Below are 25,767 nucleotides of genomic sequence, written 5' to 3' on the forward strand. Positions count from 1 at the left end.
CCGGTATTGACAATTCAAAGAGTGCCCCCGCTTGACCAAGAAAATCTTTTCGACCACCGCCATTGCTGTCACTTTGCTGGTAGCAACTACCGTTTCATCTTATGCCCAATGTGGCGGCGCCTCCTGGTATGGCCCCGGCTTCAATGGCAAGAAAGCTGCCTCCGGCCAGATCTTCAATGAAAATGCCATGACTGCCGCCCACCGCTCGCTGCCCTTTGGCACCAAGCTCAAGGTTGTCGATCAGCGTACCGGCAAATTCGTGCAGGTCACCATCAATGATCGTGGACCTTTCCACGGCAACCGCATCATTGATCTGTCCAAGGCGGCGGCCACCAAACTGGGCTTCCGCAACCGCGGCACGACCTCGGTATGTCTCGAAAAACTATAGTTGATAAGACCCAATCCTCTGGTCGTTCAACAATTTGACAGTGTTAGCGCTCCCTTAGCAATAAGATCATATCGTAGCCAAACTAACGATTTGGGAATCGGAGACGCATCCATATGCAGGCAACAGCTTTCGTGGTCGGCCCCCAGGATGGGCCGGGCGCCGCTTTGTTGGATATGGCCAAAGGGCTTCATTTCGCCTCGGTCCTTCCCTATGCCGGGGTTGCCGCTGCCGAGCAACAGTCGATCTCGAACGCCGGTCTGCTACTTTCTGTTTTCGGCCGTCGGCGAGGTTGAGAGCCTGCGCAGCGCAGCCGAAGCTATTCGCTTCGCGCCCAGCCGCAAGGTCAGGTTTTCGCCGCTGATCTATTTTACGGAAAGCCCGTCGCTCGATACCATCCAGCAGTGCGCCAATCTGGGATTTGATGATGTCATCACCATCCCGTTCGCACCAGCCCGACTCGCCGAACGCATAAGTCGTCAGGTCAACACCTCCTTAGTTTACTATGAAACCTCATCCTATTTCGGCCCCGATCGCCGCGAGCGTCAGGTGTTGACCCCGCCTCCAGGGGAAATGCGGGCGGGCGGGCGTTATCGGCGTCTGGAAATCATGCGTAGCCTGGTTTCGGGGATCAGCGTGGTTCGCGACGAATTCTGCGAGGTCATATAGGATTCAACCGCCTGCGAAATCGATTGCCAAGCCTATTTCCCTGCCGGTGATTCTACCTTAGCGTGCGCCCGTCCGCCGCCAAGAGTATTCCCCATGAAAATCGGCCTGAACCTGCCGCCACAGCTCCACGTCTATGGCGGGTTTTTTATCTATTCATTCTGCATGGGCAGCCTGTTTCCGCGTATTCCCGATATCCGCAATGCTATGGGTGTCGAGGAAGGCGCCCTTGGGTTGGCATTGATCGGTTCCGCCGTTGGAACTCTGATTTCGTTGACGTTCTTTGGCGGATTGATTGAACGAATTGGCCATCGCCGAGTCATTTTGTTTTCAATCCCGTCGCTGGCGCTCTGCTATGCCATCGCTGTGCTTGCCCCTTCCCCGCTTGCGCTGTTCCTGCTTCTGGTGCCCACCGGATTGCTAATCGGCGTCATTGAAATTGTCCTTAATCTTGAGGCCGACCGCACCGAGCACGCGCTTGGACGCCGGATCATGAACCGCTCGCATGGTTTCTGGAGCATTGGCTTTTTTACCTCTGGACTGATCGGCGCTTTCATTGCTCAGACGGGATTGAGCCCACAGATCCATCTTGCGCTCATGGTGCCCATCGTTGTTGTTGGCGTCACGCTTGTCCTTGGTCGGTTCCAGCCCGCCGCCCACCGCGTTGGCGGCAGCGACGATGCGGGTCCGCGCCTTGCACGGCCGTCGTTGGCCATCATGATGCTGGTGGCGATCACGCTGTCGGCCATGGTGCTCGAAGGGGCTGGAGGGGATTGGTCGGCCATTTACATGCGCGACATGTTCGCGGTTGAGCCGTTCCTGGCCGGTTTTGCAGTCGCCATTGGGGCGGGCACCCAGGCCCTCACACGCTTTTTCGCCGATGGTTTTGTTGAACGCTACAATCCGGTGCTTGTGGCTCGCACACTTCTGTCGGTGCTTGGCATTGGCGCCATCTCGGTTTTTCTGGCCCCTAATGCGATTGTTGCGCTAACAGGTTTTGCCTTGATGGGCGTTGGCACCAGTGCCATTTTCCCTCTCGCCATGTCGGCTGCGGCCCAGCGCACCGATCGCCCGGCGGCGGTCAATGTGGCCGCTCTGGCACAAATATCGTTCGTTGCCTTTTTGCTTGGACCGCCACTTTTGGGGTTTGTCGCCCAGCATTTTGGCATTCAATGGGCGTTTGGCGCTGGCATCCCGCTTGTTGCGCTGAGCATTTTTGCGGCGGGTGCCCTTTCTCCCCGGCCCTCGATGATCGTCTGAGCCATGTCCGAACAACCGCCGCACGATTTACCGCCCATCGTTGACCTTCGCCAATCGGCGACTGCATTGCGGGTCCAGCGCGGGGTGATGCGGCTTTTGCGGCAAACCTACGATATGTGCTGCTATGCCGAGGTATCGCTTGGCAACAACCGCCGCGCCGACGTGCTTGGCATCGGTCCCAAGGGGGATATCTGGATCGTGGAGATCAAATCCAGCCTGAACGACTTTCAGGTCGACAAGAAATGGCCTGAATACCGCGAATATTCCGACAGGTTCTTTTTTGCCAAGCCTCCCGAACTCGATGCCGAAATTTTTCCGGCCACCGAGGGGCTGATTGTGGCCGACGGCCACGATGGCGCTATTCTGCGCAATAGCCCTCATACGCCTCTGCCCGCAGCGCGACGCAAGGCGCTGATGCTAAAGCTTGCGCGTCTGGGCGCGGACCGTATCCATGCCTTGATGGATCCCGGCCCGGCCTGAGCCAGCCTTTAGCGCGCGTCGTCCCTTATCTCGGCACCGGTCAACTCAACCAGTTTACCCTGCAGCGCTTTCATCATTTTGAGCTTGTCCGCGTCGCTGGGCGTTGCGCCCAATTCCTGGCTGAGCGCAATGGTGAACTCGGAAAAGGCATTATGCCAATCGGAGGCGAACTGGGTCGGCTCGATGCGGGGCTGAGCGGGCCGCGAAACAGCACCAAGTCCGTGCGGCTGAAGCTCGAATTGATCGTCCAGCAATGGCAGAACGATCTGGTCACCGGCCAGTCCGGTTTGGATCAGGGCCTTGCGCAATGCGACCCGCTCCTCATCGTCGCCATGGGTGAGGAACAGGGCACCATGTGCTGGCAAACGCTCAGCGATCCAGGCCATCAGTTCGCTGTGGTCGGCGTGCGCGGAGTAGTTGCCCAGCGAACGGATCTGAGCCCGCACCGGCACCAGTGAACCGTGAATGCGTACTTCGCGCGCGCCCGACTGAATAACATGGCCGAGCGTGCCGGGGGCCTGATAGCCCACAAACAGCACGGTGGCATTGCTGCGAATCAGATTGTTGCGCAAATGGTGCTTGATCCGGCCGGCGTCGCACATGCCCGACGCCGACATAATGATGGCGCCACCGCGAATGGTATTGATCGCCTTGCTGTCCTCAACCGCTTCGATAATGCGGAAACGAGAATCGTTGAACAGTTCGTCGGCACCAAGCTGCACATCGTCAAACATCTTGGCATATTTGCGATAAACGCTGGTGACCTTGCTCGCCAACGGACTGTCGAGGAACACCAGTTGCGGGTCGATTTCACCCGACTTGATCAGATAGCCGATATCATGGAGCAGCTCCTGACTGCGTTCGACGGCAAAGGTGGGGATCACCAGATTGCCGCCGCGCTTAAGAGCTTCATTGATTTCTCGCTTGATATCCTCACGGCGTTTTTCGAGCGAATAGTCCTCACGCTCGCGCCCGCCGTAGGTGGATTCCGACAGGATATAATCAAAGCCGGCCGGGCCTTCGGGCTCTTTGTAAAAGACTTTTTCATCCGGACCGACATCGCCCGAGAACATGATCGAAATGGTTTTGCCGTCGCTATCCTTGACCTGAACCTCGATCGAGGCCGATCCGATAATATGGCCGGCATTCCAGTATCGCGCCCTGACGCCCGGTCCCGGTTCGATCCATTCGTGGTACTGGGTGATCTGGCGATGCTTGAGCGCCTCGTCGGCGTCGATCATTGTATAAAGCGGCTGCGCCGGTTCATCACCCCGACGGCGGCGCTTGCGGGTTTCGCGCTCCGCTTCGCTTTCCTGAATGCCAGCGCTATCGGGTAGCAGATATTCCAACAGGCCCGCTGTCGGTCCCGTCATCCACATTTCGCCCGTGAAACCCTCTTTATAGAGTTTGGGCAACAAGCCTGCGTGATCGATATGAGCGTGAGTCAGCAACAGGAAATCAATGGCTGCCGGGTTGAACGGGGTCGGTTTTAGGTTGAGTCCACGCACCGATTTGTTGCCTTGAAACAGGCCGCAATCGATCAGAAACTGTCCACCAGGGTGGGTAACGCGGTAGCACGATCCAGTGACGGTCCCTGCCGCCCCATGAAATTGCAAGGTGACGGTCATGGGTACTCCTAAAATTGAACGAGCCTAGCGCGGGGCGCGCTTGGCCAGAATGCGTTGCAGCGTGCGCCTGTGCATATTGAGCCGCCGCGCCGTTTCCGAAACATTGCGGTCGCACAATTCATAGACCCGCTGGATGTGCTCCCAGCGCACCCGGTCCGCCGACATCGGATTTTCCGGTGGCTCGGGCTTTTCTTCGCCGGTTGCCAACAGCGCATTGATGACGTCATCAGCATCGGCGGGTTTGGACAAATAGTCCACCGCCCCGAGTTTGACCGCTGTTACGGCGGTGGCAATATTGCCATAGCCGGTCAGAATGACGGCGCGTGCATCGGCGCGCTTCTGGTGCAGGGCGGACACCACGGCCAACCCGTTGCCATCGTCCAGCCGCATATCCACCACGGCATAGGCGGGGGGCGCTCGGCGACGGCGGCAAGGCCTGCCGCAACGCTGCCCGCAATGCGCACCTCGAAGCCGCGCCGCGTCATCGCGCGTTCCAGCCGTGTCAGAAACGCGGCATCATCATCCACCAGCAGCAAACTTGCATCGTGCTGCAACAATTCTTCTATCGTGCTCATGGCACCTAGATAAGCATTTGCAACTCAAACGTCAAAGCTGGTTTGCTCGATCTCGATATCATGGGCCGGACGGCGCCACTGAATGCGCACCTGAGCGTGCCCGTTTGCAGCAATATTGCGGAATGCCAGCCGCGCTCCGGTGCGCTCCAACAAGGTCTTGGCAATGAAAATGCCCAGCCCCAGCCCGCCGGGCTTGTCGGCGTCTGGTCCCTGGGGATCGCGGGCGCGCGTCGTCAGATAGGGTTCCCCAAGGCGGGCGATCAGTTCAGGCGCAAATCCCGGTCCATCGTCGGTAATAGAAACGGCGATGATATCCTTGTCCCAGCTGGCCTCGACATGAACCTGTTGAACGGCGAAGTCGCTAGCATTTTCGATCAGATTGCCCAGCCCATAGAGCAGGCCGACGCTGCGGCGAAATACCGGCGGCAACCCTTGGGTGTTTTCGTGATCGAACAGGATGACCGTGCCGCGCCCCTCATGTGGTCTCGCGACCTCTTCGAGCAAATCTGTCAAGGGCACGGCGGCAAACGGATCGCCCCCTTCCGAGCCAAGATTGCGCAACTTCGCCAGGATTGCCCGGCAGCGTGCCGCCTGTTCAATGATCAACTCCACATCATCGGCCAATTGGCTGCCCGGCTCGGCGTCGGCGCGCATTTCCTTGGCCGCCAGAGCAATGGTCGACAGGGGCGTGCCCAGCTCATGGGCCGCCGCTGCCGCCAAACCATCGAGGGCGCTCAATTGCTCTTTGTGTGACAGCGCCAGTTCCGTTGCCGCCAATGCGTCGGCAATCTGGCGCGCATCATGGGCCACCCTGTTGGTATAGGCGGCAATAAAGACCACGCCACAGATCAGCGATACCCAGATACCGATGACATAGATGCGGTTAAAGGCGATGGTTTCCTTGGGGTCCCACGGCAGGGGCAGGTGCCAGACGGCCAACAGGGATGCGATGACGGCAACCATTAATGCCATGGCAAAGGTAGCGCGCTGGGGCAGCGTGGTGGCTGAAACCGAAACAGGCGCCAGCAGCAACAGCGAAAAGGGATTATGCAATCCCCCGGTCAATGCCAAAAGTCCCCCGAGTTGCAGGCAGTCATAGCCAATCTGGACGGCGGCAAGCAGGGTCGACGGGCGATGGGCCACCCCAAACCGCACAATCATGACGATGTTAAACAGCACTGACAGCCCGATCAGGGCAAAACATTCTGCCAGCGGGACTGGAAAGCCCAACCCCAGCGCCACGAACAAAACCCCAAATGCCTGACCACCGATAGCCAACCAACGCAGCAATACCAGGGTTTCAAGGCGCAGGGGACGCCAGCTTGCGGGCAAAGGCAGTCCGTCGGCAGGCAGGTCGCTCATTGATTTTCACTCACTTTTTGCACCGCATGGGGACTGGTTTTATCAATTTCAAGATCGAAAAAATTGCAGTCACATTCTTGATACTACCCCGGCAATAGCCACATTTTCTCTATTCGTGACTGGGAAAGGTAGCGAAATGCAAACTGCAATTATCAAACCACAATTCTCCCCGATCACCATCGCCTTGATGGTCCTCGGGTTTATCGTCTTCTGGCCGATTGGCCTAGCCATCCTGGGGTACATTATCTGGGGTGAGAAATTTGGCGGCTCGGCCGAAAAGGCCCAATCCTACTGGCACAAGGGCAAGTCGTGGTGCACTTCCAATGGCGCACACCGCCATGGTCATCGCCACAACCGCTATGCCTCGACCTCCAGCGGCAATGCTGCGTTCGACGACTATCGTAGCGAGCAACTGCGTCGCCTGGAAGAGGAACGCGCGCGGCTTGATGAAGAGATCAACGAGTTCCACGAGTATATGACCAATCTCAACAAGGCCAAGGATCGTGAAGAATTCGATCGCTTCATGAACGAGCGCCGTGGCAGCCGCCAAGGCTACACCGACGAACCGAACGATGGCGACAATGGCAACGGTGGCACCAACAATGACGATAGCAATCATGGCTGGGGTCAGGATAACCGTTGACCCGCCGACTTCTCCTCCTGAGCGGTCGCCTGAACGGGCGATTGTAACTGCGGCGCCCCTTCAAGGGCGCCTTTTTTGTTGGCTTCGCGATAGGCAAATTGCCCGAATCGCGGTTGTATCGGCTCAACCATGAAATTGTTCAGCCGCCCGAAAATTCCGACCTCCACCATCCTTGAAATCGACGGGCAACCTGTCGTTGTTCAAGTGCGTACCAACGCGCGGGCGCGCAATTACCGTTTGTCCATTCCCCACAGCGGTGGCCCGGTTCTGACGCTGCCACCTCACGGTCGTTGGGCTGATGCCGAGGCCTTTTTACGCCGCCAGACAAATTGGCTGGCCGCTCGTCTGCCGCGCGCTGCCGCGCCGGTTTCGTTTCTGCCCGGCGCTATTATCCCGTTGCGGGGTCGCGATCATCTCATCGCTGCCAGCGGCAAGACCCGAGGTCGGGTTGAGCTATTGGAAGAGGGTGATGCGCTGACGTTGATGGTGCCTGGCGACCCCGCCCATCAGGCCCGTCGGCTGACCGATTGGCTCAAGCAAGAAGCAGAGATTGACCTTAAACGTCAAACCATGGTCCACGCGGCCAATCTGGGAGTCACCGTACGGGCATTGCGCCTGCGCTCACAGTCAACCCGTTGGGGCTCCTGTTCCAGCGCTGGCAATTTGAACTTTAACTGGCGTCTGATCCTGGCGCCCGACTATGTGCTGGACTATGTCGCCGCCCACGAGGTGGCCCATCTGGTCGAGATGAATCATTCCGCCGCCTTTTGGGCCACCGTTAGCAAAACCCTGCCGGACATGGAACGCGGACGAACCTGGCTCAAGGCCAACGGGCGCCAACTCATGGCCTATGGCATCTAGTTGCCAAACAGCAGGTCCATCAGGGTCCGCTGACTTTTCTCGCTCTGCTGTGGCGTTGGTTGAGCGCCATTTGGATCAAACGCTCCCAGCGGCTGGCTCGGCGTGAGTGGTTGATCGGGGGTCAAGGGTTGCCCGCCATCGAGTGACTGATCCCCAGCGATGAGCTGGCCGCCGTCAGGTGCAAATTGGGCATCGCCGAGTTGCTGACCCGGCTGAACGACGGGCTGACCCGTGGCCGGATCGACCTGAACCTGCACCGGCTGCCCGGTGATCGGGTCGACATATTGCACCATCGGTTGGCCGGTATTGGGGTCGATGACTGCCGCGCCTGTGCTCGGATCAACGATCTGCTGGGCAATTGGGGTGTTGCTGGAGTCGTATCCGCTCGGCAAGCCTTGCGGGGTCAAGCCAGCGTGTGCCTTGGCCATGAATTCGGTCCAGATAGCCGCCGGTACCGTTCCACCGTAAAGCGTGGTCTTGGCGTCATTGTCATTACCCAGCCAGACGCCGGTAACATAGCGTGAGGTAAAGCCGACAAACAGCGCATCACGTGAATTTTGCGAGGTGCCAGTCTTGCCGCCGAATTCCCAACCGCTCAGATTTGCGCCCTTGCCCGACCCGACTTCAACCACCTTTGACAACATGTCGTCCATTTCGGCCACGATATTGGGCGCAATGACGCGGCCTGGGCCAGCGGTCGATGCCTCGTACAAAACCTTGCCTTCAGGGGTTTCGATCTTGGTAATGACGCTGGGGATCACCCCGATCCCACCATTGGCGAACGGGGTATAGGCGCCGGTCAATTCGAGCAGCGAAACTTCCTGCGTTCCCAGCGCGATGGAAGGTACCGCCTGCATTGGCGAGGAAATACCCAGTCGCATGGCGGTGTCGATAACCACCTGCGGGGTTACATCAATGGCCAAACGTGCGGCCACTGTATTTATCGAATAGGTGAGAGCCTGCCGCAGTGTCACCGGGCCGACATACTTGTTGTTCGAGTTGCGTGGGCTCCAGCCCTTATAGTCAAACTGTGCATCCTCGGCGACGGTATCGGGCGTATAGCCCTTTTCCATCGCCGCCAGATAGACAAACGGCTTGAAGGTCGAACCGGGTTGGCGACGCGAAGTGACCGCGCGATTATATTGGCTGGCCTGATAGTCTACGCCACCCACCATGGCGCGTACGTAGCCTTCAGTGTCCATGGATACCAGTGCGCCCTGACTGAAGCCGCGTTTGGCCCCGTCACGCGCTACGGCTTCCTTGAGCACGAATTCGGCTTCCTTTTGCAAATCCCAGTCAATGGTGGTTGAAACGATAACGTCCTCGTTCACATCCCCCAGATAGGACTGCATCAGGCTTTCCACCCAGTCCGCCACGTAGGATTCACCACCGGCGATCTTGGTGCGCACTTTCTGGTTGGGGTCAATTGTGGCGGCCCTGGCCTCGGCCTGGGTGATATAGCCCTCATCGGCCATTGCCTGTAGCACCACGCTCTGGCGCTGTGATACGGCCTGGGTGTTGGATTTGGGGTTGAGCCGTGAGGGCGCCTGCAACGACCCCGCCAGCATTGCCGCTTCGCCAAGCGTCAGATTGCGCGCCGATTTTCCGAAATATGTCTGTGCCGCCGCCTCGATACCAAATGAATTGTTCCCAAAGAACATCCGGTTCAAATACATCTCAAGGATCTCGTCCTTGGAGTAGTTGTGCTCAAGCCAAATGGCGAGCAGGGCTTCCTGCACCTTGCGGCCCAAATTCTGATCGCGGGTCAGAAACAGGTTCTTGGCCAATTGCTGGGTGATGGTCGACCCGCCACCCGTAATGCGCCCTTCGGCGACATTGTTGACCAACGCCCGGGCAATACCAATCGGATCAATTCCGAAATGGTCATAAAACCGCCTGTCCTCGATGGCCAGCACGGCGGCGGGCACATAGGCGGGTAATTCATGCAGCGAGGCGGCCTCGCCGCCGGTCTTGCCACGATTGGAAATCAGTTGGCCGTCAGCGGCCAGAATTCGAATGTTGGGCGGCCGATCCGGCACGGCCCAGGTGTTGGAAGCTGGCAATTGCGCGCCATAATAGACAATGATGCCGGCAACCGCGATGCCCGCCCACAGGCAGGCAACAAAGGTCCAATGCACGACAAAAACGACAAAGCCGCCAGCGCCGCTGCGCCGTTTCTTTTCTTGACCGGCCTGGCTTTGCGGGCCGCCCCGCGCTTCGGTGCCTTTTTCGGTGGCGGAACGGAAGGTCCGCCTGAGCGCTCATCGTCCACAAACCCGCCAACGGCCTGCCCCATACTGGGCTCGACCCGATCTCGTCCCTTGCCCCAGCCGGTTTTGCGAACTTTGGCCGCAGGTTTGCGCGCACGCTTTTTTGGTTGCGCGCCGACCCGATCGTCAGGAGAAATCCGAAAATCCATGCATTATGTCCAAGATATGGCGGTTTGCCCGCCCAGTCTGCACCAACATCAAATCCGATGGCACCCAAATTGCCGTGGTACCATAACCGGTTCTCGTCCAGACAACCAAACCGCCCGTGGTCTGCCACAATGACGCCAAACCCGCTTGTCCGAGTCAAATGTGGCTGGTTTATGGGGCAACGCTACTGATTCCCGCAACTGTTACTCATGCGCCACAATGTTTTACATGGTCAGTGCCCTGCGCCGCAAATAAAAACTGGGGTCACTGATTGGTGATTTCTGACAGTTTGGTCGCGTTGACATGGCCGGGGAATTGTGTGGCTTTGGGCCAAATTGGATTTTGGAGGATGAGCGCTTGAACGACAATGTGACACTGACGCTGGCGGCAGCTCAACGCTTAAGTCTTGATACTTTGCTGGCATTGGGTCTCTCGCCCGATCAGGCAACGGCTGTCACCGAAACGGTGATCGCCGGACAGCGCGACGAATGTCACTCCCATGGGCTCTACAGGCTGATCGTGTGTGCTCAGACGATCAGGGCAGGGATGGTGGCGCTTGATGCGGTGCCTGAAGTTGTTGACGCCGCCCCTGCGGTCGTTCAGGTGGACGCACGCGGAGGCTATTCCTTGCTGGCCTTCAAGCGCGGCCTCCCACCGCTGATCGAGAAGGCGCGATCTCAGGGTATTGCGGCGCTGGCGATCAATAATTGCGTGCATTTTTCGGCCCTTTGGCCGGAAGTGGAAGCAATTGCAGCGGCCGGGCTTGTGGGGTTGGCCATGACGCCCAGCCACAGCTGGGTTGCCCCGGCCGGTGGCACAAAGCCGGTGTTTGGGACCAACCCGATTGCCTTCTCCTGGCCACGCAAGGACAATTTCCCATTTGTGTTCGATTTTGCCACCAGTATGGTCGCCCGGGGCGAAATCGAGCTGCACCGACGCGCCGGAAAAGACATTCCGCTGGGCTGGGGTGTTGATGGCGATGGCGCCCCGACCACCGACGCTGCGGCGGCAATGGGCGGCGCGATGCTCACTTTTGGCGAGCACAAGGGTTCGGCTCTTGCCGCCATGATCGAATTGATGGCGGGTCCGCTCATTGGCGATCTGACCAGTATCGACAGTCAGGCCCATGATGGCGGCAAAGGGGCTTCCCGTTTCACGGCGAACTATTGATAGCGATTGACCCGCAACGGTTTCCCGGCAACGGGGATGATCAACGTGAAGCGCGCGCCGAGGCCTTGTTTGACGCCATCGTGGGGCAGGGCGCACGCCTTCCCTCGCAACGCCGCTACACGGCGCGCCTGCGAACTAAGCAAACGGGCTCCGTTACCATTCCCAAAGCGCTCCACGACGACCTCTTGCGCCTGTCCGGCGGGACGGCCGAGGGTTAAGGTCAGCACCGATTACAGCAATACTCTTTGGGTTCTAACAATATACACCCGCTGTTAAGGTTAATGACTTCATATTGGCGCGTGGCAGCAAATTGGGGGCTGTCCATACGCGCCGCATCGGATGAACCGTTACGCGCTCGTGCTGCCGGTTGATCCATGGGCATCAAAGGCGGCATGAACACGTTGGAACTGACAGATAGACGCGGTCTTGCAAAATCCGACGGCAGTTTCGTCGGAAGTAGCTCCACTTGGAACTCGGACTATGCGTCTTCTTGTTGGAATGTTGATTGTATTTGCCTGTGTATTTGGCGGCTATCTGGCCCAGGGCGGGCATATGGAGGTGCTGTTCCAGCCCTTTGAAGTCTTGATCATTCTGGGTGCCGCAGCTGGTGCCTTTGTCATTGGCAATACTGGCGCGGTGCTCAAGCAATGCCTTGGCGTCATGGGCACATTATTTCGCGGCCCGCGCTACAACAAGGCCGCCTATGTCGAACTGCTTGGCCTGCAATTCAGCCTGTTCAAGCTGGTTCAGTCCAAGGGCGTTCTGGCGTTGGAACCCCATATTGAAGATCCCGGCCAGTCGTCGATCTTTGCCAAATTCCCCAAATTTGCAGCCAATCATCACGCGGTTGAATTCATGTGCGATTATCTGCGCATGGTGACGCTGGGGACTAACAATGCCCACGAAATGGATGCCTTGATGGATGAGGAACTTGAAACCCATCATCAGGAAAATGAGCGGGTGGTTTCAGCCATTCAGGCGCTCGCCGACGGTACCCCAGCGTTGGGGATCGTGGCCGCCGTGCTCGGCGTTATCCACACCATGGGTGCTATCAGCGAGCCGCCGGAAGTTTTGGGGCACATGATCGGTGGGGCGTTGGTTGGAACCTTTTTTGGCGTGTTTGTCGCCTACGGATTTTTTGGCCCGATGGCGCAGGCGCTGCGCAATATCTATGAGGCTGAAAACAAGTACTTTCTGTGTATGAAGGTTGGATTGCTCGCCCATATTTCGGGGCAACCCCCGGTATTGGCAATTGAATTTGCCCGCAAGCTGCTGATGTCAGAGGACCGCCCGACATTCTCGGAAATTGATGAATCCACCGCCGGGCTGGCAGCGCTCAGCTAAAGCCATTGCAGGAAAGAGGGTCGCATGGCCACCCACGATCAGCCGATTATCATAAAAAAGATCAAGAAAAGCGCCCATGCTCACCATGGCGGCGCCTGGAAGATTGCCTATGCTGATTTTGTGACGGCTATGATGGCGTTTTTTCTGCTGCTCTGGTTGATCAGCATGACTACACCTGAACAAAAAGAAGGACTGGCTAACTATTTCGCCCCGCCCAATGTCAGCCCCTCCAATAGTGGTGCCGGTGGCATTTTGGGTGGCACCGCGATTGATCAGGCTGGTGCACAAATGGCCGGCGCGGCACCCAATGCCACCATGGATGTTTCGCTCACTCCCGAAGGGGGAAAGGACGGCTCTTTGCGGGCGGTTCTGGGTGGCAATGACGGCAAGGACAATACCCGGCTTGATGCGTCAAGCTCGACCCGTGCCGATCCCAAATCGAGCTATGATCCCAATTTCCATGCCGCCGCCGCCAGTATTCGGCAGGCCTGGCAGGCCATGCCCGATATTGCCCAGATCGCCGATAATCTATTGATCGAGGAAACCAAAGACGGATTGAATATCCAGATCGTTGATCAAAAGGGCCGCCCGATGTTTCCCGAGGGCTCCAAATATCCGCTCGAAATCACCCGCCGGGCCATTGCCGCCATCGCACCGATTCTGCAGCAATTATCCAACCAGATAACGATCTCGGGGCACACCGCGGTTGGTGAGCAATTCAACAATGCCCGCTATGGAGCATGGGAGCTTTCGAGTGATCGCGCCAATGTGGTGCGCTCAATTCTGGGCGAGTTCGGGCTTGGTGACGATCACGTCAATGCCGTGGTTGGTAAGTCAACGACCGAGCCGTTCTTTCCCAACGACCCCTATATGGCGGCCAACGAGCGCATCAAGATTACAGTGCTCTACGATGCCCCAGCGGTGCCCAACGACCTGCATCCATAGCGCCTCAAATCAGATTGATCGGTTCACCAACATAATTGGCTCGTGGCCGAATGAGGGTACCCGTGCCGACCTGCTCCAACGCATGGGCCAACCAGCCAATTGAACGGCCCAGCGTGAAAAGCGTGAGCGGCGCGTTATCGGGCAGGTCAAAGGCTGCGGCAAGGGCGGTCAGCGCGAAATCAATATTGGGTTGCTCCCCAACTTTGGACTGGATGGCATCGTCGAGTTCGGCATAAATCGGGGGAAGATCGAACTGATCCATCAGGGCGCGCGCGCGGATATCGCCCATGGGATATAGCCTGTGACCAACACAGGGTACAGGGCGCCCCTGTTGCAAATAGACGTTGATTGCCGACGGGGCGCCACGATGCTCCGCCGTTTCGCTCAAATCGCGCATGGCAACTGCCGCGCCGCCGTGAAGCGGACCGCCCAATGCTGCTATTCCCGCCAGCGTTGCCGCCGACAGACTCGCCCCTGTTGATGCGGCCACGCGCACGGCAAATGTTGACGCATTCAACTCATGTTCGGCCAGCAACACCAGCGCGCGCCGTAGCATGTCGGCGCTGTCGGGCCGTCGCCAATGATGGGCCAGGCGCAAATGCAACGCCCAATCGGACCGCTGCGATCCAGTCAGCGCCATGGCCAATGAATTGACGGTTTCGATGGCGTCGCCCCTCAGCACTGCAATCGTGCGACCTAGGGTGGGCAATTGTCTATTGGCCAAACCTGCCAAAGCGCTCAGCGCACTGTCGCTTTCGGTTTCAGTACCGCCGCCGAAATCAGGATCGGCACAGGCCCAAAGGAGCCCCGCAACTGCCTCAAGTGTCATGGTTTGCGACAGCCCGACAGCATCCTTGCCGCGATAATAAAGCCGTCCATCTGCAATGGTGGATATGGCGGTAGGCATGACCGGTTCACCCCAGGTAATCGTTTGGCTGGCGACGGTTGCAGTTCTGCCCGGCCCCGGTCGCCTCTGGGCCAACCGTTCGACATCTTCGAGCCGATAAAGCGAGCGTCGGGAATCGGCAGGGTCCGGGCGCGACTGAATGCGGCCGCGCGAAACATTGGCATAGAGCGTTTGTGGTTTTGTCTGCAATTGCGCCAGCGCCGCTTCAGCGGTGATCCAACTCATGGCTCTCACATTGATCAATTACATCAAGATTGACGTCAATGATAATAGAGCCGATCTACTGAGTTGGCAAAGGAGATAACTCATGAATTCTGGTCTTGATGACGTTGTTGCCGCCGAGACGGCGCTGTCCGATGTTGATGGTAGAAACGGACGACTGATCATTGCGGGTCATTCCCTTGATGCGCTCGCCGGTCACATGGGGTTCGAGGTTGTTCTAGCTTTGCTGCTCAATTCTGAGACCGAGGTTCTCAAATCCGCTGTCGCCAAGGCTCGCGTCGCGGTTTTCGATCAACTGGCTGCGGTCGACGCGACATTATCGGCGCTGTCACCGATTGAAGCGCTGCGCGCCATGATGGCGCGACTGGCCGACGGCGAAGACGATAATACCGCTCACAGGCTGATCGCCGCGCCCGCCGTCTTTACCGCTGCGTTGATCCGTCGGCAGCAGGGGTTGGCCGCGATTCCCCCCGATGCAAATCTGGGCCACGCTGAAGATATGCTGACCATGACGAGGGGTGCGCGGCCCGCGCCCGAACAGACCGCAGCGCTTGAAACCTATCTGGTAACGGTCGCCGATCACGGGCTCAACGCATCAACTTTTGCCGCGCGCGTAGTTGCCTCGACCCGGGCTGGCCTGACATCATCAGTGCTGGCGGCGCTGAGTGCCCTTAAGGGGCCTCTTCATGGTGGCGCACCCGGCCCGGTGCTTGATATGCTCGATGCTATCGGGTCGCCCGGCAATGCTGAGGCATGGCTTGTCGATGCTTTGCACCGGGGCGACCGATTGATGGGTTTTGGCCATCGCATCTATCGCGTTCGGGACCCGCGCGCCGACGCGCTCAAGTCTGGTTTGGCAAGATTGGCAGCAGCGGGCCTGGTGTCGCCGAAACGATTGGCGCTGGCCGACGTGGTTGAAACCACAGCATTAAAGCTGCTCAAGCAAAAAAGCCAGACCGGCCGCTTGAAACCAACGTCGAATTTTATACGGCGCTGTTGCTGGAAGCGCTGGGCCTGCCGCGCGAGACATTTACCTGCGTGTTCGCGACCGGTCGCGTTGGCGGCTGGGTCGCACATGCTCAGGAACAAGTCGCAACTGGACGGTTGATCCGGCCGCAGTCGCGCTACGTCGGCCCACCCGTTAGCGAACGGCGCAGCGCCTGATTTATCGACTGGTTTCCGCTCAAGCCGCGGCGCCGGTGCCGTCGAACAGATGGCAGCGATCCGGATCGACATAGGCGGTCACTTCGGACCCCAAGGCGACCGAGCGTTGTCCTTCGAGCGAAATGGCCAGACTCTGCCCGTCGGGCAAGGTCGTGTACAAAAGCGTTGCCCCGCCCAGTTGTTCGACCAGATCAACCCGCATGTCGCCCAGCTTGAGGCCAGAGCCCTCGTTAAGGGTGATATGTTCGGGCCGGACGCCGAAGGTCAGCGTATCGCCGGCCTTGGCCGCAACGGCGCGGTTCAAACCCAGATCGTGACCACCGGTGTGAACCAGGGCGCTTTTGGAATCGACTGACTTCAGTTGGGCGGTCAAGAAATTCATCTTGGGCGAGCCAATGAACCCGGCGACAAACTGGTTGCGTGGATTATTGTAGAGATCGAGCGGGGTGCCGACCTGTTCGATATTGCCGGAATTGAGCACCACGATCTTGTCGGCCATGGTCATGGCTTCAACCTGATCGTGGGTCACATAGACCATGGTGTTGCCCAGATCATTGTGCAACTTGGCGATCTCGACGCGCATTTGCACCCGCAGTTCGGCATCCAGATTGGAAAGCGGCTCGTCAAACAGGAACAGTCGTGGTTCGCGCACGATGGCGCGGCCAATGGCGACACGCTGGCGTTGCCCACCCGAAAGCGCTCTTGGCTTGCGGCCAAGCAGCGGCACGATCTGCAGGATTTCAGCGGCGCGCTGCACCCGAGGCTCGATTTCAGCCTTCTTCAGCCCGGCGGTTTCCAGCCCAAAGGCGAGATTTTTATAAACCGACATATGCGGATAGAGCGCATAGGACTGGAACACCATGGCGATGCCGCGTTTGGCAGGCGGAACATCGTTCATCCGCTCGCCATCAATCACCAGATCGCCCCCGGTTATGGGTTCAAGACCCGCAATCATCCGCAGCAAGGTGGATTTACCGCAGCCTGATGGGCCGACGAAAACAACGAACTCGCCCGGATCAATGGTCAGATCAATGCCGTGAACGACCTCGATATCGCCGTAGGCCTTCACCACTTTTTGCAAAACAACACTGGTGGTCATGGGGGCGGCTCCTCAGGTGCGGAAAGCGGCTGGAACCCAGCTCTGGTATTTTGGATGATCACGCCCGATCGGCAGACTGACTTCAGTGTGCGTTTCAGACGAGTGATAAAAGGCGGTGACGATTTCAAGCGCGCGCCGCGCATCATCGGTTGTGACCGGCAAAGCGGCGCCATTTGTCAGGGCGTCGTGAAAACGGGCGACCTGGGTTTCAAAGCGGGGCGGCACATGCACCCAACCCTTGAGCAGATCATCGATTTTGGCGGCTACTTCATCGTTGGCCGGAATGATCTTCCACGGCTTGGCGCCGGGCGAATAGGCTTCGTGATCGCTTTCAAAGGCAACATTTTCAAAGGCCAGTCGAATACGGCTGATCTCATCCTGATTGCCCAATGTCGCGGTCAGCGATGCCAGAGCGCCACTTTCGAGCACGCAGGACGCCGAGACACAGTCTTCAACTTCAATGTCATTGACGCGCGTGGCGACGCGGCCGAAAAGGCCGGTGATCGGCCCCATCAGATAGGTCACGATATCGTGGATATGAATGGCGTGGGTCATCAGAACCCCACCCAGTTCGGTCGCCCATTTGCCGCGCCACGGCACTTCGTAATATTCGCTGGTGCGCTTCCAAAATGTTTCGGCGGTGACGACATAGGGCTTCCCGGCCAGACCGCTACCGATAATTTTGCGGACCTGCTCGATCCCGTCGCCATAACGATATTGGAAGATCGGCATCAATTTGCCTTTGGCGGTCTTTTCCACCGCCATGACTTCATCGAGCTGAGCCAGCGAACCAACCAGAGGCTTTTCGCAAATGACGTGCTTGCCTGCCTTGAGCGCCGCCATGATCTGGGGATAGTGCACCATGGGGGGTGTGCAGACGTCGATGATGTCGACGTCGTCCATCTGCAGCAGGGCATCAAAATCGGTCAATCGCTGCTCAATGCCAAATTCCTCACCAATGCTGTCGAGGCGATCCTGATTGAGGTCACAGATGGCAGCAATGCGGAATTTATCGGCGTTGGGCAGATAGCCCTCGACGATATGGCTGCGCCCAATGCCGAGCCCAACCAGGGCAACATTTAAAATCTTGCCGCTCATGCTGACCACTCCGAATTGGCTTCCGCCAGTTGCTGGGCCTGAAGCGCCAATTCCATGGCCTTGTAGCAGTGTGCCTGGCTCATCGCGGTTTCGGTGCGGTTCTGGATGTCATTGATCAGCTGGCGGCCATAGGGCAGGTCAACCTCGGAGCAATCAACATGTTGGGTGCCTTTGGCATCAACCAGGAACAGATGATCGGTGCCGGGACGCCCGGCAATGTCGATGTATTTCCGCAGCTCGATATAACCCTCAGTGCCCAATATCGTCAGACGCCCATCACCCCATGTCGGCAAACCTTTTGGCGTGAACCAGTCGACACGAATGTAGCCAGTGGCATTGGGGGCGCGTAGGTGAATGTCGCCAATGTCCTGCAGGCCCGGCCGGTCAGCGTTGGCGCGGTTGGATACCGTGGCGGACACGACCTCCGCGTCCAGCGTGTCGGCGAAGAACAGGAACTGCTCGCATTGATGGCTGGCAATATCGGCGAGAATGCCGCCATAGCGAGCACGCGTGAAGAACCAGTCCGGGCGCGGGTTGTTCTTGAGCGCGTGGGGGCCCAGCCCGACAGTATTGATTACTTCGCCAATAGCGCCAGAGCGCACCAGTTCGCCGGCCTTGACGGTGGCGCGGGTTTCAAAATGCTCCGAATAGCAGACCGAAAAAATCCGCCTGGTTTCGGCCTGGACCTTCTTGATCTCATCAAGCTGGGCAAAGCTGATCATGCCCGGTTTGTCGCTCATCACGTCCTTGCCATGACGCATGGCAGCAAGGGCGATATCGGCGCGATCACCGGGAATGGCCGAAGTGATCACTAGCGGGATGGACTGGTCTTCAAGAATGACTTCGGGCTTTTCGACCCGCTTTGCCTGGGGAAATTTGGCAGCGAAGTCGGCGGCCAGATCGTCCTCAGCGGCGTGGAAGGCGACAAGTTGTGCCCCGGCGCGCAGCAGGCAGTTCACCTGTCCGTAAATATGGCTGTGATTGATGCCGATGGCGGCGAATTTGATGGTCATGGAAAACTCTGACTAAGGGTGGTTGAGGCGATCAACGCTTCATGCCGGTGGTGGCAATGCCATCGATCAGCAGGCGCTGGAAGAACAGGAAGAATAGGAAGATCGGCAGCAGCGACAGGCTCGACATGGCGAACAGCCCGCCCCAATCCGACTGCGCGGTGGAGTCAACGAAGGTGCGCAGGCCAAGCATGACGGTGTAGGTGCGGATATCGCTGAGATAGATCAGTGGTCCGAAGAAATCGTCCCAGGTCCAGATGAAGGTGAAAACGCCTGCCGTGGCCAAAACCGGGGTCGAGAGCGGCAAGAGCACTTTCCAGTAAATGCGCCAGGGCGAACAACCGTCCATCTGTGCGGCTTCATCAAGCTCTTTTGGAATGCCGCGGAAGAACTGCACCATCAAAAAGATGAAGAAGGCGTCGGCGGCGAGGAATTTGGGCACCACCAGCGGCAGGATGGTGTTGATCCAGCCGAGTCCCTGAAACAGCACATATTGCGGGATCAGCGTCACCTGATAGGGCAACATCAGCGTGCCTAGCATCAGGGCAAACCAGAAGGAGCGTCCGCGAAACTCGAGACGCGCAAAGGCAAAGGCGGCTAGCGAACAAGTCGCCAGATTGCCGATGATTGCCAGAATGGCGATGATGAAAGAATTGAGGAAGAAGGTGCCAAAGGAGACCCGCAACCCGTTCCAGCCGCGCACATAGGCATCAAGCGACCAACTGGACGGCCACAGCGTTGAGGAAGAAAAAATCTCGTTCTCCGGCCGGAACGATGCCGAGAGCATCCACAGCAATGGATAGAGCATCAAGATCGAGGCGATGATGAGAGCGGCGTGAGAGGCCGTCGACAGGGCCCGTTTGCGCCAGCGCGCCGCACTGTCATCGGCACCGGTCACGACGGTCAGGCGGGGAGCGCTACTCGTCATAATGCACCCAATATTTCGAGGTCAGGAAGGAGAAGCCGGTAAAGGCCGCCACGATTGCCAAAAGCACCCAGGCCAGCGCGGAGGCATAGCCCATGCGGAAAAAGCCAAACGCCTCCTGATAGAGATAAAGCGTGTAAAACAACGTCGAATTGATCGGATTGCCGGTGCCGCCCGAAATGATGAAAGCGGGGGTGAAACTTTTGAACGCATCAATTGTCTGGATGACGGCGTTAAAGAACACGACCGGCGTCAGAAGCGGCAAGGTGATCTTCCAGAACATCCGCGCCTTGCTGGCCCCATCAAGGCTGGCCGCCTCATACATGTCCTGCGGAATCTGGCGCAGACCGGCGAGAAAAATGATCATCGGCGAGCCAAACTGCCAGACTGAAAGCACGATCAGCGTCCACAGCGAATAGCGCGGGTTAGAGATCCAGCTTGGTCCCTCAATACCAAAGATGGCGAGGAAGTCATTGACCACGCCGTCCCCGGCAAACAATTGCCGCCACAGCACGGCGATGGCGACGCTGGCACCCAGAAGAGATGGCAAATAGAACACGGCGCGATAAAGCGGCAGGCCGCGCATGCCGCGATTGAGCAGCAGGGCAACCGCCAGCGCGAACGCCAGTTTAAGCGGCACCGAAAAGATCACGAAAAAGAAGGTGACCCGCATCGAGGCGGCAAATTTTGGGTCGGCGGTAAAGATGCGGGTGTAATTGTCCATCCCGACCCAATTGGGCGAGGTCAGGAGGTCAAAATCGGTAAAACTCAAATAGAGCGAGGTCAGCATCGGCCCAAGGGTCAGACCAAAAAAGCCGATGAACCAGGGCAGCAGAAACAGATAGCCTGGTGCATCGCGGGTCCACAGGCGTGACCAGAAGGATGGAGTGACCGCGCGCCCCGAAGTGGAGGCGCTATCGGCTGCACTAAAGGGGTGCGCGGTCATCGATTAGCTCGCGGCCCGTGCCAGAATTTCGGCAGCGCCGCTGACCAGTGCCGGACCGGCATCTTCTGGCGAACGTGCACCAAACCCGACTTCCTGGCTGATAGTGCGCAGGAGCGAACTGTCAATTTCGCCTGCAGCCGCCGGTGGCGATGGTGGCAAGGCCGCCAGGAGATCACCCAGATTGGAGACGAAGTTCAACGCAATCTTGCTCTGGTCATCCAGTGTCGGTGCCAATGCATCGCGCACGGAAGCCGAGCATGGAATGCCGCGCTCAACGCCCAGAACCGTGGCCGCATCCTTGTCATTGACGAAGAAGCTGATGAATTTCGCCGAGCTTTCCTTGTCATTGGACTTTCCGGCCACCGAGAAGAACATCGAGGGCTTGCGATAGTGTCCGCCAGGGGCGTCGGTTGCAATGCGCGGGAAGTTGGTGATGGTGATTTCGTCCTGGTTGATCGCCTGGAAGGCCACCAACTGGTTGGAGTTGGACGGGATCATCGCCGCCTTGCCCAATGTGACCATGGTGGTCTCAAGCGGCCCGGTATCAAGCGCCTGATCTTCGGCCGACACGCAAACGCCGGCGTCACGCAAGTCAGCCCACATGGCGAACCATTCGGTTGCATCGGCTTCATCAAACGCCAGCTTACCTTCGGCTGTATAGAGCGCTTTGCCCTTTTGGCGCAGCCAGTTTTCCAGCATGGGCTCGGAACCGGAGCCGTCGCCGATCAGTTTCATTTCGCCTTTGGCATTGAACTTTTCGGCCATGGCCTTGAGATCGTCATAAGTTGTCATCTTGCCCGGCAACTCGACGCCAGCGCGTTCGAATGCGGCTTTGTTGACCATCATCGCAACCGAATTGGCACCGAGGCTGATGCCATAAAGCTTGCCATTGACCTTGCCGCCGTCGAGCTGGTCCTGATCAAAGTCGTCCAGTTTCAGCACATCGCCAACATAGTCGTCGAGCGGAGCTATGGCGCCACGGTCGGCATATTCAACAATATAGCGATAGTCCATCTGGATGATGTCGGGGGCGTTGCCACCGGCGGTCTGGGTGGCCAGTTTTGGCCAATAATCGCCCCAACCGAGGAACTCGCCCTCCACGACCTGACCCGGATTGGCCTTGTCATAAAGGTCCGTTACGCCATAGGTGCGGTCGGCGCGGGCCTGTCCGCCCCAGAACAACAGGCGCAGGCGCGCTTCCTGCGACAGGACCGGGCTGATACCCATGGCGCCAGCGGCCATCAGGGTCGTGCTGCCGACCAGAAACTGGCGGCGATCGATACGAATTGTCATTAACTTCCTCCCTGGAAATTTGTTGGCCGGCTGTGCCAGCGTCGAATTGAACAGCGACCTCCCTGTCGCTAATTCACCGATTAGTTACAAACTTTGACGCAGTCCTTCCGTGGTGTCAAGGCACTTGTATGGAAGATAGAGCGCAAGAAATTCGCCATTTTTCGTCCCGATTATCCGCCTTCGAAATTTGGGAAGGCGTGGGCCAAGCCATTATAGAGGCATAGAGTGGGGGCGGGGAAAAATACGAAATTGCCGAGACAATATAGATTTAGTCTATAGAGTGGCGAGAGAGGAGCTGGATATGGACAAATTACTGCAGCAGTTTTTGGCCATTGCCGAGGCGGGTAGCATCAGCGGGGCGACGGCCGGGCTTTATGTGACCCAGCCAACGCTGACCTTCAACATGCGCAAGCTCGAGGAGAGTCTGGGGGTAAAATTGTTCGTGCGTTCGTCCCAGGGCATGCGGCTGACAGCCTATGGCGAAACGCTTTATGAGAACGCCCGGCTGATGCGGCGGCTCTATGACAATACGATCAATGCGCTTGAAAACCAGCGGCTGCGCACGGAAAGGGGGCTCAGCATTGGCTGCGGCTATTCATGGTGGTCGCTGCTGGTCCGCGACATGGTCCTCAACTATGCCAAGGAGTTTCCAAACGCGCCCATTCAGGTGAGTCTGGGAAACCAGTTGCGGTGTATGGATCAATTGCTGTCGGGCGATATTTCGCTGTTCATCGGCCATGAGATCCTTGGCCTGAACGCGGCGACCAGCACCGAATTTCTGGCGTTAACCAGTGTGCACAGCGCCTTTTATGTGCGCGCGGGCCATCCGCTGTTGGGGCAACCGCGCGAACGGAGTGAGATCGACGCCTTTCCCGGTGTCAGCAGCACGCCGCCCGAAACCCGGCACCAGCGGTTTTTTGATGCCATGCAGCGTCAGGACCGCGCAACGACCCTGTTTGATCGCACCCATTTTGCCTTTGGCTCCAACTCGCTGGCGGCGTGTATCGACTATGTCTGTGCGACCGATGCTGTGCTCGGTCATACCAGCGTCATGGCCGACGAATTTGCCAAGCGCGATATTCACAAGATTGAGCTGAGCGTACCGCAGCCTGCGGAAACCGTGGGCATCTATGTCCTCGCCGAGCGCATTGATGACGAGCGGGTCGCAGATCTGATCGGGCGTATCAGGGAACTGGCGCTTATCAGACTGGGCGCACCCACCTAGACAACCCGGCCGAAAATTGCGCGGCGCTTATGCGTCCGACCGGGTCTGCAAATAGTCCAGCACCATCTGAACGGCCTGGGCTTCGCGCTCCTGGACCATATAGACCTCGGACAGGTCGCGCTCAAAAATGACCGAGAGCGTTTTCATGTTGGAGACATAGAAATAACCCAGCCCCGCAATCGAGATATAGAGCTGTACCGGATCAACATCGGCGCGAAAAATGCCGGCCGCGCTGCCCTTGGCGACGATGGCCTTAAGCTCGGCCACCAAGGGTGAGTGCAACTGGGGAATGTCGGCTATCTGTTTGAGAAAGCGGGCATTATGCAGGTTTTCAACGGCCAGCAGGCGCGGAAACCATGGGTTGGCCAGATAGTGGCGAAAGGTGAAGCGCACGATACGATCCACCGCTTCGACCGGATCAAGTTTGCTGAGGGAAAGCTCGCGTTCGCCGCTGCGGATTTCGAGATAGGCATCGTGCAGAACCGCCAGATAAAGCGCCTCCTTGTTGCCCCAGTAATGGTAAAGCAGGCGTTTGTTTGCCCCGGCCCGATCGGCAATGGCATCGACCCGCGCGCCCTCAAAACCACGCTCGGAGAATTCACCGCGCGCCGCCGTCAGGATGGCAGCTTTGGTCTTGGTCGAATTGCGAGGACGCTTGGTCGGCGGGGCGTTCAGGGTCACGACTAGATACACCAATTGGTTCGCGGCAGCCCTTTAGGCGATAACAGCGCGGGCGCAGCGGGTAAAGGTTTTTGGCGTGACTCCTGACCGCCGCTGATGCTCACTTGTGCTAACATCGGGTTCACCGCGAGCACTGGGATGCGGCAGAAACTGGCGGAAAGTCCCATGCATTACGCGCATGGCTCGCCCGATATAGGGCTTGACAAAAAAATGTGGCCAAATGTAATAAGTAACCAGCCAGTTACAAATAGGATCAATCAAGGGGCGACAAATGGCAGAACAACGGCTGGGCTTGATCATGCATGGCGTTACCGGGCGCATGGGATACAATCAGCATCTGGTGCGCTCCATCCTGGCCATTCGCGATCAGGGTGGCATTGTACTCAAGAATGGCGACCGGCTGGCGGTGGATCCGATCATTGTCGGGCGGGACGCAGACAAGATCGAGCGCCTTGCCAAAAAGCACAATATCGAGCGTTTTAGCAGCGATCTTGATGCGGCACTGGCCAATCCCGACGACACCGTGTTTTTTGACGCTGGCACGACATTGATGCGGGCCGGACTGATCGAAAAGGCGCTGGCCGCCGGAAAACATGTTTATTGCGAAAAGCCGACCTCGGACAATCTTGAGGTGGCGCTCAATCTGGCCAGGACGGCGCGAGCCTCGGGTCTCAAGCATGGCGTGGTGCAGGACAAGCTGTTCCTGCCGGGCCTGATGAAACTCAAGATGCTGCGCGACAGTGGCTTTTTCGGCAAGATCCTCTCGGTACGGGGCGAGTTTGGCTATTGGGTGTTTGAAGGTGACTGGCAGCCGGCCCAGCGCCCGAGCTGGAACTATCGCAAGGCCGATGGCGGCGGCATTATTCTGGATATGCTGTGCCACTGGCGCTATGTGCTCGACAATCTGTTCGGCGAGGTCAAGGCTGTGTCCTGCCTTGGCGCGACGCACATTCCCGAGCGCGTCGATGAGAATGGCAAGCCCTACAAGGCCGATACTGACGATGCGGCGTACGCCACGTTTGAACTTGAAGACGGGGTGATTGCCCAGATCAATTCAAGCTGGACAACGCGGGTGCGGCGCGATGATCTGGTGACCTTTCATGTCGATGGCACCCATGGCTCGGCTGTAGCGGGCCTGCACAAATGCTGGAGCCAGCACCGGGTCAATACGCCAAAGCCGGTGTGGAACCCCGACCAGCCCCAGACGATGAATTTTTTCAACGATTGGGAAGAAGTGCCCGACAATTGGCCGGCCGAAAACGGCTTCAAGGCGCAATGGGAAATGTTCCTGCGCCATGTCGCTGAAGACGCTCCGTGGCCTTATGGGCTGGAGGCGGGCGCCAAGGGCGTGCAACTGGCCGAACTGGGCTTGAAGAGCTGGCAGGAACGGCGCTGGCTCGACGTGCCGAAACTGGAATTCTGACACCGACGGACTAGCCCCGGCCTTCGTCGAGGTGACCC

Annotated in this window: 21 protein-coding genes and 3 pseudogenes; 12 read left to right on the forward strand and 12 right to left on the reverse strand. The window is 58.2% G+C overall.

Annotated features, from left to right (window positions below; genetic code table 11):
- Positions 1-31: 31 nt before the first annotated feature.
- The 4 genes from PSQ90_RS07120 (at position 32) to PSQ90_RS07135 (ending at position 2,791) form a co-directional block, all read left to right on the forward strand.
- Complete coding sequence (locus PSQ90_RS07120; protein WP_282212702.1) at positions 32-388, forward strand: septal ring lytic transglycosylase RlpA family protein; 357 nt, start codon at positions 32-34, stop codon at positions 386-388.
- 210 nt (positions 389-598) lie between these two features.
- Positions 599-1,054 carry a response regulator gene (locus PSQ90_RS07125; protein ID WP_282212703.1) on the forward strand — a complete coding sequence of 152 codons (456 nt, stop codon included), beginning with the start codon at positions 599-601 and terminating at the stop codon, positions 1,052-1,054.
- A 93-nt stretch (positions 1,055-1,147) separates the two neighbouring features.
- Complete coding sequence (locus PSQ90_RS07130; protein ID WP_282212704.1) at positions 1,148-2,311, forward strand: MFS transporter; 1,164 nt, start codon at positions 1,148-1,150, stop codon at positions 2,309-2,311.
- 3 nt (positions 2,312-2,314) lie between these two features.
- Entirely contained in the window at positions 2,315-2,791 is a 477-nt protein-coding gene (locus PSQ90_RS07135; protein WP_282212705.1) for an MmcB family DNA repair protein, read from the forward strand.
- A gap of 8 nt (positions 2,792-2,799) precedes the next feature.
- On the opposite strand, the gene PSQ90_RS07140 is transcribed toward PSQ90_RS07135, so the two are convergent.
- From PSQ90_RS07140 to PSQ90_RS07150, 3 genes and pseudogenes are all read right to left on the reverse strand, one after another.
- The gene (locus tag PSQ90_RS07140) at positions 2,800-4,419 is read right to left on the reverse strand and encodes an MBL fold metallo-hydrolase RNA specificity domain-containing protein (protein ID WP_282212706.1); all 1,620 of its coding nucleotides are present in this window, start codon (positions 4,417-4,419) and stop codon (positions 2,800-2,802) included.
- A 24-nt stretch (positions 4,420-4,443) separates the two neighbouring features.
- Positions 4,444-4,994 (reverse strand): annotated as a pseudogene (locus PSQ90_RS07145) (ActR/PrrA/RegA family redox response regulator transcription factor).
- A 24-nt stretch (positions 4,995-5,018) separates the two neighbouring features.
- Positions 5,019-6,356 (reverse strand): ActS/PrrB/RegB family redox-sensitive histidine kinase, encoded by a 1,338-nt coding sequence (locus PSQ90_RS07150; RefSeq protein ID WP_282212707.1) that lies wholly within the window; start codon positions 6,354-6,356, stop codon positions 5,019-5,021.
- Between the two features lie 136 nt (positions 6,357-6,492).
- Between PSQ90_RS07150 and PSQ90_RS07155 the strand changes: the two genes are divergently transcribed.
- Both PSQ90_RS07155 and PSQ90_RS07160 read left to right on the forward strand, forming a co-directional pair.
- Positions 6,493-6,999 (forward strand): DUF2852 domain-containing protein, encoded by a 507-nt coding sequence (locus PSQ90_RS07155; RefSeq protein ID WP_282212708.1) that lies wholly within the window; start codon positions 6,493-6,495, stop codon positions 6,997-6,999.
- Positions 7,000-7,128: 129 nt separating this feature from the next.
- Complete coding sequence (locus tag PSQ90_RS07160; protein WP_282212709.1) at positions 7,129-7,860, forward strand: M48 family metallopeptidase; 732 nt, start codon at positions 7,129-7,131, stop codon at positions 7,858-7,860.
- On the opposite strand, the gene PSQ90_RS07165 is transcribed toward PSQ90_RS07160, so the two are convergent.
- On the reverse strand, positions 7,857-9,998 hold the full coding sequence (locus tag PSQ90_RS07165; protein ID WP_282212710.1) for a transglycosylase domain-containing protein: 2,142 nt from the start codon (positions 9,996-9,998) through the stop codon (positions 7,857-7,859). The two genes, PSQ90_RS07160 and PSQ90_RS07165, sit on opposite strands and share 4 nt — an antisense overlap.
- Positions 9,999-10,634: 636 nt before the next feature.
- Between PSQ90_RS07165 and PSQ90_RS07170 the strand changes: the two are divergent.
- The 3 genes and pseudogenes from PSQ90_RS07170 (at position 10,635) to PSQ90_RS07185 (ending at position 13,736) form a co-directional block, all read left to right on the forward strand.
- A pseudogene (locus PSQ90_RS07170) lies at positions 10,635-11,665 on the forward strand (Ldh family oxidoreductase).
- A gap of 262 nt (positions 11,666-11,927) precedes the next feature.
- Positions 11,928-12,791 carry a flagellar motor stator protein MotA gene (motA, locus tag PSQ90_RS07180; RefSeq protein WP_282212713.1) on the forward strand — a complete coding sequence of 288 codons (864 nt, stop codon included), beginning with the start codon at positions 11,928-11,930 and terminating at the stop codon, positions 12,789-12,791.
- A 24-nt stretch (positions 12,792-12,815) separates the two neighbouring features.
- A complete protein-coding gene (locus PSQ90_RS07185) occupies positions 12,816-13,736 on the forward strand; it encodes a flagellar motor protein MotB (protein WP_282212714.1) in 921 nt (306 codons plus the stop codon).
- Positions 13,737-13,740: 4 nt separating this feature from the next.
- On the opposite strand, the gene PSQ90_RS07190 is transcribed toward PSQ90_RS07185, so the two are convergent.
- Positions 13,741-14,868, reverse strand: coding sequence for a citrate synthase (locus tag PSQ90_RS07190; protein WP_282212715.1), 1,128 nt, complete (start codon positions 14,866-14,868; stop codon positions 13,741-13,743).
- A gap of 82 nt (positions 14,869-14,950) precedes the next feature.
- Here PSQ90_RS07190 and PSQ90_RS07195 point away from each other — a divergent pair.
- A pseudogene (locus tag PSQ90_RS07195) lies at positions 14,951-16,029 on the forward strand (citrate synthase/methylcitrate synthase).
- A 19-nt stretch (positions 16,030-16,048) separates the two neighbouring features.
- Here PSQ90_RS07195 and PSQ90_RS07200 read toward each other — a convergent pair.
- The 6 genes from PSQ90_RS07200 to PSQ90_RS07225 form a co-directional block, all read right to left on the reverse strand.
- Positions 16,049-17,128: an ABC transporter ATP-binding protein gene (locus PSQ90_RS07200; RefSeq protein WP_282212716.1), complete on the reverse strand. Its 1,080-nt coding sequence runs from the start codon at positions 17,126-17,128 to the stop codon at positions 16,049-16,051.
- A gap of 12 nt (positions 17,129-17,140) precedes the next feature.
- Positions 17,141-18,226, reverse strand: a complete 1,086-nt coding sequence (locus tag PSQ90_RS07205; RefSeq protein WP_282212717.1) for a Gfo/Idh/MocA family protein — start codon at positions 18,224-18,226, stop codon at positions 17,141-17,143.
- Positions 18,223-19,239: a Gfo/Idh/MocA family protein gene (locus tag PSQ90_RS07210; RefSeq protein WP_282212718.1), complete on the reverse strand. Its 1,017-nt coding sequence runs from the start codon at positions 19,237-19,239 to the stop codon at positions 18,223-18,225. Before PSQ90_RS07210 ends, PSQ90_RS07205 begins: the two co-directional genes overlap by 4 nt.
- Before the next feature lie 31 nt (positions 19,240-19,270).
- Entirely contained in the window at positions 19,271-20,044 is a 774-nt protein-coding gene (locus PSQ90_RS07215) for a carbohydrate ABC transporter permease (protein ID WP_407648208.1), read from the reverse strand.
- Between the two features lie 109 nt (positions 20,045-20,153).
- The gene (locus tag PSQ90_RS07220; protein ID WP_282212720.1) at positions 20,154-21,107 is read right to left on the reverse strand and encodes a carbohydrate ABC transporter permease; all 954 of its coding nucleotides are present in this window, start codon (positions 21,105-21,107) and stop codon (positions 20,154-20,156) included.
- Positions 21,108-21,110: 3 nt separating this feature from the next.
- Positions 21,111-22,400 (reverse strand): ABC transporter substrate-binding protein, encoded by a 1,290-nt coding sequence (locus tag PSQ90_RS07225; protein ID WP_282212721.1) that lies wholly within the window; start codon positions 22,398-22,400, stop codon positions 21,111-21,113.
- Positions 22,401-22,701: 301 nt separating this feature from the next.
- On the opposite strand from PSQ90_RS07225, the gene PSQ90_RS07230 reads away from it, so the two are divergent.
- On the forward strand, positions 22,702-23,625 hold the full coding sequence (locus PSQ90_RS07230) for a LysR family transcriptional regulator (protein WP_282212722.1): 924 nt from the start codon (positions 22,702-22,704) through the stop codon (positions 23,623-23,625).
- Between the two features lie 27 nt (positions 23,626-23,652).
- Here the strand turns inward: PSQ90_RS07230 and PSQ90_RS07235 are convergent, their stop codons facing one another.
- On the reverse strand, positions 23,653-24,306 hold the full coding sequence (locus PSQ90_RS07235) for a TetR/AcrR family transcriptional regulator (protein WP_282212723.1): 654 nt from the start codon (positions 24,304-24,306) through the stop codon (positions 23,653-23,655).
- A gap of 271 nt (positions 24,307-24,577) precedes the next feature.
- Here PSQ90_RS07235 and PSQ90_RS07240 point away from each other — a divergent pair, with 271 nt between their 5' ends.
- A complete protein-coding gene (locus PSQ90_RS07240; RefSeq protein WP_282212724.1) occupies positions 24,578-25,729 on the forward strand; it encodes a Gfo/Idh/MocA family protein in 1,152 nt (383 codons plus the stop codon).
- Positions 25,730-25,767 lie beyond the last annotated feature (38 nt).

The sequence above is a fragment of the Devosia rhodophyticola genome, assembly GCF_028816475.1.
Classification (GTDB): domain Bacteria; phylum Pseudomonadota; class Alphaproteobacteria; order Rhizobiales; family Devosiaceae; genus Devosia; species Devosia rhodophyticola.